The following is a 15,060-nucleotide window of genomic DNA, read 5'->3' on the forward strand; positions in this document are numbered from 1 at the left end:
GGTGCACCTGGCCGGGCTGCTCCTGGTTCACTAGCTACGCTCCTCCGGATTCGGTTCCAAGAGGCCGTCGCGCAGGCGGGCGTCGTGCGAGAGCAGGACTGCAGCCTCGCGCTCCTTGACGGCGTCACCGCTACCGCCCAGGTTGCGGTCCGCCGGGCGCTCGAACAGCGCGGCGCCGCCGTGCAGGGCACGGGCAAAGCGGCGCTCGCCATCGGCAACGCGGGCAGCGGCGCGCTGGGTCCACTCGGTCACGGCGTCCTCGCCGCGAGCGGTGCGCAGCGCCTCGATGAAGGCGCCTGGGTGCACCACCGCCACCAAGGCGGAAACGTGACCGAAGCCCAACGAGGTGAGTAGACCAGCCTTGATGCCGCGGGAGCTCACATCCAGCGGCTGACGCAGCCACACCAGGTGCTCGTGCTTCCGCAGGACCGGGTCCACGCAGTCGAGGCTGCGGTTGGCCGGGATCACGGCGTCGCGAAGCAGCTGCGTCAGGCCCACCAGCTGGAAGGCCGCCGCACCACCCTTGGCGTGGCCGGTGATCGACTTCTGCGAAACCACGTACAGCGGGTTCCCCGCGCTGCGGCCAATCGCATGTGCGATGCGCTCGTGCACATCCGACTCGTTCGGGTCGTTGGCGTTGGTAGAAGTGTCGTGCTTGGACAGCACCGCCACGTCGTCAGCGGCCACACCCACCTCGCGCAGGGCGAGCGCCAGTCGGGAGTCCTCGCCGCCGCGGGCCGCGGACAGGGCGCCCAGACCCGGTGCCGGGATCGAGGTGTGCGCGCCGTCGGCGAAGGATTCCGCGAATGCCACCACGCCGAGCACTGGCAGGCCCAGCTCCGCAGCGAGCGTGCCGCGCGCGAGCAGGATGGTGCCGCCGCCCTCGGCCTCAATGAAGCCGCCACGGCGGCGGTCATTGGCGCGCGAGAAGTACTTATCCTCGATGCCCTTGGCGGCCATGTCCCCGGAGTCGGCCGTCGCGGCCATGTCGCCGAAGCCCGTGATGCCCTCCAGCGAGAGGTCGTCGATGCCGCCGGCGACCACGAAGTCAGCCTTGCGCAGGCGCAGCTTGTCCACACCCTCCTCGACGGACACCGCCGCCGTGGCGCAGGCGGCGACCGGGTGGATCATCTGGCCGTAACCGCCGACGTAATCCTGCATGACGTGCGCGGCCACGACGTTGGGCAGCGCCTCCTGCAAAATATCGTTCGGGCGCGGGGTGGCCACAAGCTTATCCACGTACAGCGAGCGCAGCGAACCGGTACCACCCATGCCGGTGCCCTGCGTGGAGGACACACGTGCCGGGTGGACGCTGGCCAACAGCTCCGCCGGCGTGAAACCGGCCGCGAGGAAAGCCTCGACGGTGCACACGATGTTCCACAGCGCCACGCGGTCCAGGTTGTCCACCATGTCCGCGGGGATGCCGTAGCGCGCCGGGTCGAAGCCCTCCGGCACCTGGCCGCCGACGAACCGGGACATGGCCACGCGGCGCGGCACGCGGACCGCGGAACCCGCCGGGCGGGTGACCTCCCAGTCCTCGCCGTTGAAGTGGACGCTCGCGCCCTCGGCCTCGGCGGCGAACGCGCGTGCCTCCTCCTCGTTGGCGGCGGTGAAGGTCAGATCCTTCTCCAGGTAGATGGTGGTCAGCTCCGGTGCGAGGTTGTCCACCATGCCGAAATCATCGTGGAAGCGGCGGATGCCGACGCCTGCCAGGACGTCGTCGTGGTAGCGGGCGTAGATGTCCTCTTCGTCGATGTCCACACCGTCGGCGTCCACCCAGCCGCCGGTACCGTCTACTCCGGCGCCGCCTTCCCAGGTGATCAGCCCGCGGTTCCAGGCCAGTTCGATGACGCCCGCGGCGGACAGGTCGCCGGTCATCTCCACCTCGTAGCGGGTACGAGAGGTGCCAATCGGGCCGAGCTCGCCGGCGCCGACGATGACGATCATGTCATCGAGGTCCTGTGTGACGGCGGGGCCGTTGGTGCCGCTGAAGTCAGGGGTGGGGCGGTCGGTGCCCACGGTGCGGACGGCGCTGCCAATGGACGGCAGCGCGCGCAGTGTGCGCGGGGTCGTCTCCCCTGCGCCTGCGCCGTTGTTGGCAGCGTCAGTGTCGGTGGCGGCGGCGCTGGCGTCACGGGCCAGCGCGGCCATGTCCACGTCGGCGTCGGCCAGACCGCCGGTGAAATCAGCGACGACCGGGGCCTGCGCGGCCTGGGCGCGGACCTCGTGGGAAGCCTGCCCAATGAGGTTGGCGGCCATCTCCTCGGTGCTGAAGGTGCGCACGCCCTTGGCCTCCACGGCGTCGACAAGCGGATCGTTGCCGCCCATGAGCCCGGTGCCGCGCACCCAGCCGATCAGTGCATGGACGAGGCTGGTCTGCTCGCCCCAGATCGGCTCCGCCGACCAGCGGTTGACCAGGGCATCCAGGGAAGCCTTGGACTCACCGTAGGCGCCGTCGCCGCCGAAGGTGCCGCGGTTCGGCGAGCCCGGCAGCACCACGTGCAGGCGCTGGCCCACGTGCGTGGACGTGCCCAGGGTGGACAGGCCCGCAATGAGCTTCTCCACGGCCCACAGCAGCAGGCGCATCTGGTTCTCCGCCTGGGCGCCGGTGTCAGCCAGGGAGCCGGACACGCGCGGTGCCGCGAACGGGAAGAGCAGCGTGGGCACCTGCGCCGGCTTGAGTACCTTCTTGGAACCGCCGACGGTGGCGGTGTCCTCGTTTCCGATCCACTCCACGAGCGCGTCGACGTCGCGGTAGGAGCTCAGGTTCGCTGGTACCACCCACAGCGCCGCGGTGCCGCGGGCGTGCTGGGCGTAGAGATTCTTGTAGTAGTCCAGGCGGCCGTGGTTTAGACGCGAGGTGGTGGCCACCACGGTGGCGCCGCCGCGCAGCAGCTCCGCGATGACCTGGGAAGCGATGGAATTCGGTGAACCACCGGTGACCACGGCGACGTCCGTGGTGAACTCCAGCGCGGTGTTGTCGAGCGCCTGCTCCGCAAGCTGCGGCAGGCCGAGGAATTCAGCCATGGCAGCGACCTCTGCGCCGGCACCGGTGACGTCCACGTCCGCAGCGTCCATCTCGCCCAGCGCCACGCGGGAGAGAGTCTCGCGCGCGTACGCCCAGGCGTCGTCGAGCAGCACGGCCTTGGTGGCGTCGAAGCTCGGCGCCACCTGGCGCGGCCAGTCCTGCCCCAGCTCGGCGGACACGGTGTCCATGAGTTCGGCAAGCTCCTGGTTCGCGGTCGCCGCCGCGGTGACGGCCTCGGTGGCCGCGCGCGCAGAGTCGTTATCCGCGAAACCGTGACGGCCGAGCTGTGCCAGCAGCTCGCGCGCGGTCGCGGCCAACACGCCGCGGTCGCCGGTCAGCTTGTCGCTAAACTCGCCGAGCGCGGCGGAGTCCACTACCCCGCCCGCGGCGACGCCCCCGGCGGCGGGCTTGGCCATGGTGACGCCCACGCGCTCGCCGGCGGCAACAATCGCGGCGTCGATAAGCGCGTCCAATTCCTTGGCGTTGCTCGGGGACGCCGGCTCCAAGGTGGCGAGTTCGCCACCACGCAACGACGCGCCCTCGCGGGTGCCCAGCACGAGCGCGGCGGTGGCGTGATCCGCCCAGCCCGCGCCCAGCTGCCAGGTGCCGGTGACGTATTCAGCAACGTACGACGGCTTCTTGCCCGCCGGGCCGGTCAAACGCCGCAGGGAGTCGGCCACCGCGTCGCCGAGGACCGGGCCGAAGGCCTTGTAGCCCTTGGCCATGCCGGCGACGGTGGACTGCAGCGCAGACAGCTCCGCGTCGGCGGCACCCTCGATGGCACCGAGTCCGAACTCGACGCCGAGGTCCAGCAGTAGCTGGTTGCGGCGGGACGATACGCCCTCCACGAGCTGCTCGATGGTATCGGCCGGACCCATCTGATCACGGCGGACCTTGGTCCACTGTGCGATGAGCATCTCCACCGCATCGCCCGCGGTAAACACCCGATCCTCCGGCGTCGGCGCTGAGCCTGCTGCCGGAGCGGGAGCGGGAGCTGCTGGGACCGGCGCCGCGATGGCGGCCTCCGAGGTCTCGCTGGCCGCTGCGGTAGTGGCGGCACCGGCAGGGGCGGCGGCAGCATCGGTGACGGTGTCGCCTGTGTTGTCCGCGGCGGCATCGCCGTCGGTGTCCGGGCGCGCAGCAGCATCCTCGGCGAAAGCCAGGGCGCGGTCGCGCTCGATGTTGAACACCTCAAGGTCGGCGGCGGCGTACTTGGGCAGGCGCAGGGTCTGGCCCAACATGTTCGCCAGCGTCGGCGAGGAGCCCACGCCGATTTCAACGAATCGGCCAATACCCAGGCCCGGGGTGCCCGCACCCGCGGTACGGCCCTGCGGCGCCAGCAGCAGATCCTGGGTCTCAATCCAGCGCACCGGCGACGCGAACTGCCAGGCCAGCAGCTCAATGAGCAGGACGCGGGCGAGCTTCTGGCGATCCGCCAGAGCGGCGTCAAAGTCCGCCAGGATGTCCGTGATGTAGGACGAATCCACCACGTCCGCGATAGCGCGGACGAAGTCCTCGGTGAGCTCGAACGGGCGCGCCACCAGGTTAGGCACATAGCGCTCCTCCAGCACCTGGTAATCCAGATCCGCCGGGATGAGGCTGTCCAGGTGCTCGCGGAAGTCGTCCACGCCGCCCAGCAGGTGCGAGGAGTGGAACGGAACGTCAATGCCCGGGATCGGGATGAACGCTCGCTTGCCCGGCGCGTGGTTCTCCGCATCGGCGGCCAGCGCGGCCAGGCCCTTGCGGGTACCGGCCACCGCGTACTGTACGCCGTAGATGTTGTAGTTGACGATCTCAAGGAACTCGCCGGTGGCCGCGGCTATTTGTGCGACGTGGTTGAACACCTCGTCGGCAGCAACTCCCATCTTGTTCGGGCGCAGCGCTGCCAGGCCGTAGTTGGACACGCCGTTGGCGTCGCGCTCGACCAGGCGGTGCATGGTCAGGCCGCGACGGTAGACGATCTCCACCACGGCTTCCAGCGACAGGACCTCGCCGAACGCGGCCAGGGCATTGTACTCGCCCACGGAGTGGCCGGCGAAGAAGGCATCCTTCTCCAACACCCCGGCCTCGCGCATCTCTGCCACTTGGGCGCAACCAAGCGTGGCCATGGCCACCTGGGTGAACTGGGTGAGGAACAAGGCGCCGTCGGGGTGCGCGAAGCGCTCGCCGTCAACCACCACGGCATCCGGGTTGGTGCGGACGATGTCCAGGATGGAAAACCCCAGCTTGGAGCGGGTATGGCGGTCGGCGCGGTCCCACACCTCGCGCGCGGCGGCGGACGAGGTGTAGGCGTCCATGCCCATGCCCGGGTGCTGGATACCTTGGCCCGGGAAGCCGTAGAAGGTGCGCGGCGCGGACATGATGGCGCGGGCGGTCAGCACGAGCTCGCCGTTGACCGTGGCGGTGACGGTGCGGACTTCGCCGAAGCCCGCGCGCGTGTCGACGCCCGTGCGTTCCACCAGGTACTCGATGGTGGCGCCTGGGAGGATGGGAGCCGCCATGGTGGCGGACCACTCGCGGATCTCCACACCGTCGAAGGCGGCGGCCGCCTGGGCCAGCGCGGAGGTCCACATGCCGTGGACGATCACGCCGTCCTGCAGTCCGGCGAGCGCCGCCGCGTCAGTGTTGACGTGGATCGGGTTGCGGTCGCCGGAGACGACGGCGAACGGCCGCATGCTCTCCGGTGCGGTGACGGTGAGCAGGTTGCGGAAGGACGGCGCCTTGTCCGTCACGGTGTCTGGCGTCGGGGTGACAGGTACGTCGGCCTCGCCGCGGCGGCCGCGGATGGCGAAGCGCTCGACCAACGTGGCCAGCAGGTTCTCACCGGTGTTGTTCTCCACTGCGGTGGTGTCGCCTGCGCGAATCTCGGCCTCGACCTCCACAACGCGGCCAGCGAGGGTATCGCGCACGTCGGTGGCGCGGGCGGTGACCTTCAACTGCGCCTGTTCCGGTACGGGCTGGTGCAGGGTGAGGTTGTGCTCCAGGTGAACGAGGTCGAGCATACCCTCGATGACGCTGCGGCCCGTACCAGGGATCTCGGCCTGCGCGATGGCGGAGAACACCGCGGGCCAGGCGCGGCCGACCAAGACGTCCGGCGCCGCGGTGGCAGCGGCGTGCTCCCCCTCGGCGGCGGTGACGTAGCCGGCGGTGACATTGGTGTACTGCGCGCGCAGGGCCGGGTTGATGTCGGTGGTCCACTCCCCCTCAGCGAGCTGGCCGCCGGCTGCCGTGCGTACCAGCGACTGCATCGCACGCTCTGCGGAGGCCGCGCTCACCTCCGGAACCGCCGCATACGGCGCTCCTTCGGGTAGCTGGAAGTCGATGACGCAGGCCCCATCGCCCATGTCCACGGTCAGGCGCACTACCTCAGCCGCGGCGTCGGCAGCATCGTTGTTGATGACCTCGAGCTGCGGGTCGTCGAGAAGCTGGACTGGGTTGGATTGGTAGCGCCCGGCCCAGGAGACATATGGCGCGGTGCGCACGCGCTCCAGCAGGGTGCGCGGGGCGATCTCGGTCACCTGCGCGTCGTCGTGCAGCTGAGCGCGCTGCTCCGCCACGGCGTAGAGACGCTGCACGGCAGCCTTCTCAAAGCGGGCCAGGATGTCGGCCACTGGCTCGTTAGCCTCGGTGATGCCTGCCACGGCGACGGTGCCCGGAATGATGCAGACCTCGTCGGCGTCAAAGCGCGCGTCGTGGGCCTGCCACAGCGAATCCGCGCGCCACCACAGGCGCACGTCGGCGTCGATGACCGGGACGAAGCCCGCGGGCTTGCCCGGCGAGCGCAGCAGCTTGATAAACCACGCGATGTCCGCCGGGTACAGTTCGATGTCCGCGGCCTGCGGGTAGGCCTGCTCCAAGGCATCAAGCGCGGCGGCCGGGTCATTGACCTCGCCTGGCTGCGGATCGAAGGTCACCGCCGGGGTGAACTCGCCGTGATCCTGGGCATCCAGGCGGGCCTGAGTGCGGTCGATCATCTCCCCCAGGCGCTTCGCCCAGGACAGATCCACCCAGTCACCGCGGAAGGACAGCTCGGCGTAGCGGCGCAGCCACTGCGCATACGTCATGGACTCCAGATCGCCGAAATAGGGCTTGGCGGTCTTGTTGATAGCGGCGATGATCTCATCGCGGCGCGCGGCCACAGCATCGGCGTCGCCGGCTACCTCGTCAATGAGACGACCCGCGCGAGCAAACGAGTTGTCGATCTCATGAATGTCCGCGCCCAGCTGGGAGCGGCCCGAGGCCATACCCGAGCGCGCGGTGCCGGCCTCGACCCAGCCGTCTTCAGCCGGCAGGCCGGTGGTGTCCACCAGCGCCTGTTTCACGGACTCCGACGCGGTGGATTCCTTCGCCGCCATAGCGGCGGTGCCCACCAAAATGGCGTCGACGGGCATCGGCGGCAGGCCGTGCTCCTCGGCCCACGAACCGGTGAGGTAGTCCGCGGCGCGCTCTGGGGTGCCGATGCCACCGCCGACCGCGAGCACGACATTGTCGCGGCGGCGAATATCGCCGTAGGTAGCGATGAGCAGGTCATCGAGGTCTTCCCACGAGTGGTGGCCGCCAGCCACGCCGCCCTCGACCTGAATGATGAGCGGGATCTCCGGGATGGCGTCTGCCACGCGCAGCACGTTGTGGATGTGCTTGACCGCGCCGGGCTTGAAGGCCACCCACGGGAAGTTCTGGTCGCGCAGGGACTTCACCAACTCCACCGCTTCCTCAAACGGCGGCATGCCCGCAGAGACCACAATGCCGTCGATCGGGGCGCCGTTCTCGCGGGCGCGCGGCACGGCGCGCTTGCCCTCGATCTGGGTGCGCCACTGCTTCGGCGACAGATACATGGCGTTGAACTGCGCATTCACGCCAGGATTGAGCAGCTCACCCAGCCGCGCCAGGTGCTCATTCAGAATGGTCTCAGTGACCTGGCCACCGCCGGCGAGCTCCGCCCAGTGCCCGGCGTTGGCCGCCGCGGCTACGATCTGCGGGTCCACAGTGGTCGGGGTCATGCCGGCGAGCATAATCGGCGAGTGGCCGGTGAGCTCAGTGAACGTGGTGGACAATGCCTCGCCGCTGCGCACTTTCGGGGCGAAGTCGGCGTAGTTGACCGGGGCCTGTGGGGCCTGGCCGGCGTCGAACAGCTGGGCCTGACCTGCGTGGGTGGAGACGTCGAGCACGCCCACCCCCAACCCGGCGACGATGCGGGCAGTGAGCTTGGCGACGCCCCCGGTAGGCCCCAGTTCCAGGATCCAACGGGCCCCGGAGATCACGGCGTCCTCCACACGCTCGGGCCAGTGCACCGGCTCCGACAGCACCGCGCGGGCGCCCAGGCGGGCGCTGTCCTCGGGCAGGCCGCAGGAGCGCGCCCACTCCATGACCTGGTCCACGGCGCACTCCATGGCCGGGTGGTGGTAGCCGCACTGCACGTTGAGCGGGTTAATGACGTGGTCTTCCAAGGCGGCGATGACCTTAGCGTTATCGTCAGGGCGGCCGACGAGGACGACCGCGTCCCGGCTGTTGCGCAACGCCAGCACCGGCTTGAGATCGTCGGCGACGTCGGCGCACACGGCGTCGATAAGCTGAAGCAGGGCCTCTTCATCGGCTTCGGTGACGATGCCGCCGATGGACACCATGGGGCCGAGCTCGCCGGTGCGGATGAGGCCGGTTTCGCGGGAGGCCTGCGCCACGGCGACGCCGATGAGGCGCGCGAGCGCGATGGTCTGCCCTGCATCGAGCGTGCCGGTGGACGCCAAGGTGGCCAGCACGCCCTGGGAGTGGCCGATGTGGGCGACTGCGGCGTCGGGACGCAGGCCCTGGGCCGTGAGGTTATCCAGCAGCGCCAGCTGAGCCAGTGTGATGCCCGGGGTGGACATCTCCGCGGAGGAGAGATCGAGGCGCTCGGCGACGGTGGAATCGGCGGCCCATTCCAGAGGCTTAAAGCCGTGAGGAAGCCACGGAAGTAGCTCGTCTGCCACGGGCTTGAGGATCTCGTCGGACTCCGCCACCGCAGCAGTGATGGCGGTGCGTGCGCCTGATGCCAGTGAGCTCGCCAACTGCTCAATCCACGGGTAGCCCTGCCCGGAGAAGGACAGCGCAAAAGGCTCCGTGTCCAGACGGGTAATCAGACGTTCCGCGGCTGCAGGAACCTTGACTTCACCAGCAGTTTTAATTACGTCGACGCTCACTGTGGCAGACACTCCTTGCGCATTGTTTTGCTATAGAAAGGTTTTAGCTTACCTAGCATGCCACAAAATCATGAGGATTCCGTCATCTTTTGGCGCGTCGCGCCCAAAAAAGGGTACCCCCGCAAGCGCCAGAAACTAGTCCTCGCTGGGCTTGTAGGGCTGCACGTCAAACTGCTCGTAGCCCTCGATCCCCTGGCCGCCGAACTGCGAGAAGTTGGGATTGCCGCCCTCGAGCGCGGAGCTGTTGCCACCGGCAATGCTGCCGGCCCCGTCGCCATAGTTTCCGGCACTGGAACTAGAGCTGGTGGCGGTGGAGCTGGCAGAGCCACTGGTGGCACGGCGCTGCTCCTTCTTCTGGGGGCGCGTGGCGGCCGGATTGACGCTATCGGCGCTCAGCGCGTGGTTGGCCATGAGGACGTCGCGCATGCCATCGAAGATGCTGCCCATGCCTTCCGGATTGGACGGCAAGTACAGCACGGAGGACTGGCCGTTGCGAGAGACGTCCACCATGGCGTCGAGGTACTGGGACACCAGCATGAGGGTCTCCGGGGACTCGTTGACTCCGGCCCGGCGCAGCATCTCGTACTGCGCAGCGATGCCCTCGACGATCTCCTTACGCTGCTCCGCGACGCCGCGACCCTGCAGCTTGCGCGCCTCGGCCGCCCCCTCGGCCTCCTTGACCACGCGAATCTTCTCAGCCTCGGCCTGGGCGATGGCGGCCTCGCGCTCACGCTGGGCGGCGTTGATGGAGTTCATGGACTCGCGCACACGGGAATCCGGACGAATATCGGTAACCAGGGTGTTAACGAAGTGCCAGCCGTACGCCGCCATGTTGTCGCGCAGGGAGGAGGCAACGTTACGCGCAATGTCATCCTTGGACGAGAACGCGTCATCCAGAATCATGCCCGCGACGGAGGAACGAACGTTGTCCTGCACATAGGCCACAATTTGCTGCTCGTGATTAGACAGCAGGTAGTAGGACTCGCGCTCGCGGCCACCGACCACTTGGTACTGCACAGCCACGGGGATCTGCACGAAGACGTTGTCCTTGGTCTTGGTTTCCACGAGGACGTCCAGCTGGCGGACCTGCAGGTTAATCGTGGCACGGATGCGATCCACGAACGGAATCTTGACGTGCAGACCGGCGTGGGCCACACGGTTGAACTTGCCCAAGCGCTCCACGATGGCCGCCTCGCGGGTGCGCACGATAAAGAACGTACCCGCCAGCACCGCCAGGACCAGCAGCACCAGAATTCCGAAGACAATCAACACACCGCTCATAGCCGCGCTCCTTCGCACAATCGCTCGAAGCCGCCCGCATCTTTGAGGCGACTTCCCTTGCCCATTCTTGAAAGTGGTACCCACTTACCCTTTACAGTCCCACATTTGAGCGCACTGCGCTAGGGTGGGTGCACCTACAACGCAGAAGGCATTCGGATCAAGTCGGCCTTGCGCTCACCGAAGGATTTCACCGCGGCGCCTTGGATAAAACTGCGAAACAGCGCCATGTGAGGCGATCTTTTCCGAGATCTCGCAGTATTTGCACAATGCCGCCCCACTGTCGGCCCAATTCCGTCCCAGGGACCACCCCTTGCCGACCCAAGGATCGTTCCCCAGCGGCCGGATAAAAAATGTGCGCCCGGTGAGACTTGAACTCACACGTCCGAAGACACTGGAACCTAAATCCAGCGCGTCTGCCAATTCCGCCACGGGCGCGTAGAACACGTCGGCGTACACCGCGTGCCAGAAGAGAGTGTACTGGTTGGCGGGAAGAAAACGGAAATTACCCCGCGCCGCGGCACCGATCATACTTTTGGAGGACAACCGGGTAGGATGTCCTAGCGTGAGTACCCCACAAGACGAAAAACGCGAGAAGATTAAGGTGCGCTGGTGGCACATCGTGCTCATCGCCTTCTTTGTGTGCGCGTTCCTGGGTCTCGCATACTGGCAGTGGACGCGGTTCCAGTCAGGCTCCGGAGACTTCCAAAACCTGGGATACGCCCTGCAGTGGCCGCTGTTCGCCGCCTTTGTGATTTACGCGTATCGCATGTCCATCAAGTATGAAAACGAGCGCATCGAGGCCGAATCCGAAGCCGCGGAATCAGGCGAGGAGGACTTCCAGTATCAGGCGGAAAAGCCGGATAAGAAAGTCACCAAGATTTCCGAGGACTTCTTGCCCGAGCGCCCGCAGATGGACGTTGCGGAGTTCAATGAGCGCAACGCCCCGCGACGTCGGAAAGCAGCTAACCGGGGGCCGGACGCGGCCGCCGACAACATGAAGGAGAACAATGACTCAGCCGACAAGCAATAACGCCCCGCAGCCGAAACAGGTGCACCCGGAACGCCAGGAGCGCATCCGCCCGGCGCTGAACTTCTTCTCCATCGCCGCGTGGGTGACCGGCGTTTTCCTCATCTTCCTCGTCGTCCGCATGGTGCTCGAGTACGGCTTCGGTATGGAAATGCCGGGCTGGGCCACCATTATCGCCATCGTGCATGGTTGGGTATACATGGCCTTTGTGATCAGCTGCCTCATGCTGGGCATGCGGGCGCGCTGGGACTTCGGCAAGATCATCCTCACCGCACTGGCTGGGGTGGTCCCGTTCTTCTCCTTCTTCATGGAGGCTAAGCGCCGCCGCGAGGTGAAGGAGCAGTTCCAGCTGGCCTAAGGCCAGGGTGGGGCTTGCCGACGCCCCTAGCCCGCAAGCTCGGCGATGGTGTCCACCAGCTGGCGCAAGGCGCGCCCGCGGTGCGACACCTCGTTCTTTTCTTCCGGAGTCATCTCCGCCGCGGAGCGCTTTTCACCCTCCGGCTGGAACAGCGGGTCATAGCCAAAGCCGTTCTCGCCCTGCGGCGCGCGCAGCAGGGTTCCCGGCCAGCGCCCCTCCACGGTGACTTCTTTGCCGTCCGGGGTCACCAGTGCGCACACGGAGACGAACGCACAGGCGCGACGTTCGTCCGGCACGTGCTGCATTTGGCCCAGCAGCAGACGGTTGTTCTCCTCGTCCGGGCCGTGGGCGCCGCACCAGCGCGCCGAGAGCACGCCCGGCATGCCGTTGAGTTCCTCGACGGCGAGGCCAGAGTCGTCCGCCACGCAAACGAGTCCGGTGGCCTGGGCACCGGCGCGAGCCTTAATGAGCGCGTTGTCCGCGAACGTCCGCCCGTCCTCCACCGGCTCCGGGTAGGACTCCACTGCGCTGAGCGGCAGCAGCTCCACCCCGGCGATGCCGGCGTCCGCGAGGATCGTTTCTAGCTCCTTGAGCTTCTTCGCGTTGTTTGAGGCGACCAGGAACTGCATGGTGTTCGCGTCTCCTTCGGTACTTTGTGAGTGTTTTAGCGCAGTGGCTGCGCCAGGGCTTCCTTCTGCGCGGTGATGAGCTCGAAGCAGCCCTTCTGCGCGACGTCGAGCATCTGGTTGAGCTCCTCGCGGCCGAACAGGCCGTGCTCGCCAGTGCCCTGGATTTCCACGAAGTTGCCGGATTCCTGCATCACCACGTTGAGGTCCACCTCAGCGCGCGAGTCCTCCTCGTACGGCAGGTCCAGGCACACCTGGCCGTCGATGATGCCGACAGAGATAGCGGCGATTGGCTGCAGCAGCGGCTCACCGGGGACCACGCCGCGCTCCTTGAGCTCGGCGATGGCGTCCGCCAGCGCCACGTAGGCGCCGGTGATCGACGCCGTGCGGGTGCCGCCATCGGCCTGGAGCACATCGCAGTCCAGGTTGATGGTGTTCTCCCCCAGCTGGGACAGATCCACCGCGGCGCGCAGGCTGCGGCCTACCAGGCGGGAAATCTCGTGGGTGCGGCCCTTGACCTTGCCCTTCATGGACTCGCGCGGCATGCGCTCGTGCGTCGCGGACGGCAGCATCGCGTATTCGGCCGTCAACCAGCCCTCGCCGGAATCGCGCTTGAAGCGCGGCACGCCCTCCTCCACGGAAGCCGTGCACATCACGCGGGTGTTACCGAATTCCACGAGCACCGAACCAGCGGGGTTCGAGGTGAAGTTCCGGGTGATGCGGACAGGACGAAGCTCATCGACGGCGCGGCCGTCGGCACGGGTGAAATCAGTCATGGCACCCAGGCTACCCGGTGCCGCCACCCGGCGACGCTACAGCGACAGCTCCTGGCCCGCGAACGCGAGCTCCACCGGGCCGTCGAATTCTGCGCGGGCCGCAGCAAGAGTCGCCTCGGTGTCGCCCCACGGCTGCAGATGGACCAGCAGCAGCTTGCTTACCCCAGCCTCGCAGGCGGCGCGCCCTGCGTCGGCGCCGCTCATGTGCATCCCCTCGGGTTTGTCGGAGCTGTCTACGCCCCACGCCGCCTCGCACATGAAGACGTCCGCGCCGCGCGCGGCGTCGATAAGCCGCGGCGAGTACGCGGTGTCACCGGAGTAGGTCAGCACCGTGCCGGACTTGCGGTGTTCCACGCGCAGCGCGAAGGCCTCCACCGGGTGGGAGACGGCAAACGGGGTGACGGTGACGTCGTCGATGAGGACAGATTCGCCATCGGCCCACGCTTCAAACGCGAAGGTATCGGACATGTCGTCGACCTCCTGGCCCGCGTCCGCGCTCAGCCGCCCCAGGTGGACCGGGGTTGCTTGCGGACCGAAGCACAGATTGCGCGATGCCGCGGGCGCCTCTGGGTGGAAGCGGCGCCACACCAAAAGGGAGGGAAAATCCATGCAGTGATCAGCATGCAGGTGGCTGAATAGCACATGGGCGTCGCAAGGATCTTGGACCTGTTGCAGGGCCGCCAGGGTGCCCGGGCCAATGTCCATGACGATGGACGGCGCATCCGGGAAGGACAGCAGGTAACCAGAGGCCGGGTTTCCCGGCACAGGCACGGAACCAGAACAACCAAGGACGGTCAACTTCATGGGGTTATCCTGCCACGAAATTCACCGTTGTGGGGGACAAAAGCAGGTTTTGCGGCAAATCCCTTGGAAATATACCTTCGTCGACCGCAGGAACAGGCCTAGAAGTGTTCCCCGGCCCCGATGCGGCGCAGCTCGCCGGTCGACGGCGGCAGGAATCGGCTGGCGAGGGTCTCAAAGATCTCGGGGTCGCCGGTGGACTTGAACACTCGCGTCGGGGTGTTTCCCAGCGGTGCCAACATGTTTTCTTCCGTCAGCACCTTGATGACGTCCTTCGAGGTCTCCTCCGCTGACGACACCAGGTTGACCTCGTCTCCCATGGCCAGCTGCAAAACACCGGTGAGCAGGGGGTAGTGGGTGCAACCGAGGACGAGCGTGTCGACGCCCGCTTCGCGCAACGGTTGCACATACCCCTTGGCGATGTCCAGGATCTCCTGGCCGGTGATGATGCCCCGCTCCACGTAGGGAACGAACTGCGGGCAGGCCACCGCGTGCGCCTCGATGCCCGGGCTGATGGCGAACATGTCCTGGTACGCGCCGGAGTTCACCGTGCCCTGGGTGCCGATGACGCCGATCTTGCCGTTGCGGGTCGTGCGTAGCGCGCGCCGCACGGCAGGCTGAATGACCTCAACCACGGGGACGTCGTAACGCTCACGAGCGTCGTGCAAGAACGCGGCGGTGGCGGTGTTGCACGCGATGACGAGCATCTTGCACCCGGCCTCCACCAGCTCATCGGCGATGCGCAGGGAATGCTCCCTCACCTCCGCGATCGGCAGCGGGCCGTAAGGGCCATGGGCGGTATCGCCGATGTAGTAGATGGACTCATTGGGCAGCTGGTCCATGAGCGCACGTGCCACCGTTAAACCGCCCACGCCCGAGTCGAACATGCCAATCGGGCTCACTTCGGTGATCTCCTGAGTGCCCATGACAAAACGCGCAACAGGATCGTGGGGGGTGGAGCTACTCATGGTGGCCAAGTCTAGCCGC

The 15,060-nt window shown here is 67.2% G+C and carries 8 protein-coding genes and 1 tRNA gene; 2 read left to right on the top strand and 7 right to left on the bottom strand.

What is annotated here, in order from left to right:
* Window positions 1-30: 30 nt before the first annotated feature.
* From H0194_RS03470 to H0194_RS03480, 3 genes are all read right to left on the bottom strand, one after another.
* Complete coding sequence (locus tag H0194_RS03470; protein ID WP_246389040.1) at window positions 31-9,204, bottom strand: type I polyketide synthase; 9,174 nt, start codon at window positions 9,202-9,204, stop codon at window positions 31-33.
* A 135-nt stretch (window positions 9,205-9,339) separates the two neighbouring features.
* Complete coding sequence (locus H0194_RS03475; protein ID WP_246389042.1) at window positions 9,340-10,485, bottom strand: SPFH domain-containing protein; 1,146 nt, start codon at window positions 10,483-10,485, stop codon at window positions 9,340-9,342.
* Window positions 10,486-10,838: 353 nt separating this feature from the next.
* Window positions 10,839-10,920 (bottom strand) — tRNA-Leu (locus H0194_RS03480).
* A gap of 127 nt (window positions 10,921-11,047) precedes the next feature.
* Here H0194_RS03480 and H0194_RS03485 point away from each other — a divergent pair.
* Window positions 11,048-11,515, top strand: a complete 468-nt coding sequence (locus tag H0194_RS03485) for a hypothetical protein (RefSeq protein ID WP_185176459.1) — start codon at window positions 11,048-11,050, stop codon at window positions 11,513-11,515.
* Entirely contained in the window at window positions 11,493-11,870 is a 378-nt protein-coding gene (locus tag H0194_RS03490) for a DUF3817 domain-containing protein (protein ID WP_185176460.1), read from the top strand. Before H0194_RS03485 ends, H0194_RS03490 begins: the two co-directional genes overlap by 23 nt.
* Before the next feature lie 26 nt (window positions 11,871-11,896).
* Here the strand turns inward: H0194_RS03490 and rdgB are convergent, their stop codons facing one another.
* The 4 genes from rdgB to murI all read right to left on the bottom strand — a co-directional run bounded on the left by rdgB (window position 11,897) and on the right by murI (window position 14,999).
* On the bottom strand, window positions 11,897-12,499 hold the full coding sequence (rdgB, locus tag H0194_RS03495) for an RdgB/HAM1 family non-canonical purine NTP pyrophosphatase (RefSeq protein ID WP_185176461.1): 603 nt from the start codon (window positions 12,497-12,499) through the stop codon (window positions 11,897-11,899).
* A gap of 35 nt (window positions 12,500-12,534) precedes the next feature.
* The gene (gene rph, locus H0194_RS03500) at window positions 12,535-13,272 is read right to left on the bottom strand and encodes a ribonuclease PH (RefSeq protein WP_185176462.1); all 738 of its coding nucleotides are present in this window, start codon (window positions 13,270-13,272) and stop codon (window positions 12,535-12,537) included.
* Between the two features lie 36 nt (window positions 13,273-13,308).
* Window positions 13,309-14,076, bottom strand: coding sequence for an MBL fold metallo-hydrolase (locus tag H0194_RS03505; RefSeq protein ID WP_185176463.1), 768 nt, complete (start codon window positions 14,074-14,076; stop codon window positions 13,309-13,311).
* A 98-nt stretch (window positions 14,077-14,174) separates the two neighbouring features.
* Window positions 14,175-14,999, bottom strand: a complete 825-nt coding sequence (gene murI / locus H0194_RS03510; protein WP_185176857.1) for a glutamate racemase — start codon at window positions 14,997-14,999, stop codon at window positions 14,175-14,177.
* Between the last annotated feature and the right edge of the window lie 61 nt (window positions 15,000-15,060).

This window comes from Corynebacterium incognita, assembly GCF_014217255.1.
In the GTDB taxonomy this organism is placed as follows: Bacteria; Actinomycetota; Actinomycetes; order Mycobacteriales; family Mycobacteriaceae; genus Corynebacterium; species Corynebacterium incognitum.

What these genes read in the sequence shown, in the direction of transcription:
- H0194_RS03490 (WP_185176460.1), top strand. Translation starts at nt 11,493, where the DNA reads ATGACTCAGCCGACAAGCAATAACGCCCCGCAGCCGAAACAGGTGCAC.
- rph (WP_185176462.1), bottom strand. Translation starts at nt 13,272, where the DNA reads ATGACTGATTTCACCCGTGCCGACGGCCGCGCCGTCGATGAGCTTCGT.
- H0194_RS03505 (WP_185176463.1), bottom strand. Translation starts at nt 14,076, where the DNA reads ATGAAGTTGACCGTCCTTGGTTGTTCTGGTTCCGTGCCTGTGCCGGGA.
- murI (WP_185176857.1), bottom strand. Translation starts at nt 14,999, where the DNA reads ATGGGCACTCAGGAGATCACCGAAGTGAGCCCGATTGGCATGTTCGAC.
- H0194_RS03475 (WP_246389042.1), bottom strand. Translation starts at nt 10,485, where the DNA reads ATGAGCGGTGTGTTGATTGTCTTCGGAATTCTGGTGCTGCTGGTCCTG.
- rdgB (WP_185176461.1), bottom strand. Translation starts at nt 12,499, where the DNA reads ATGCAGTTCCTGGTCGCCTCAAACAACGCGAAGAAGCTCAAGGAGCTA.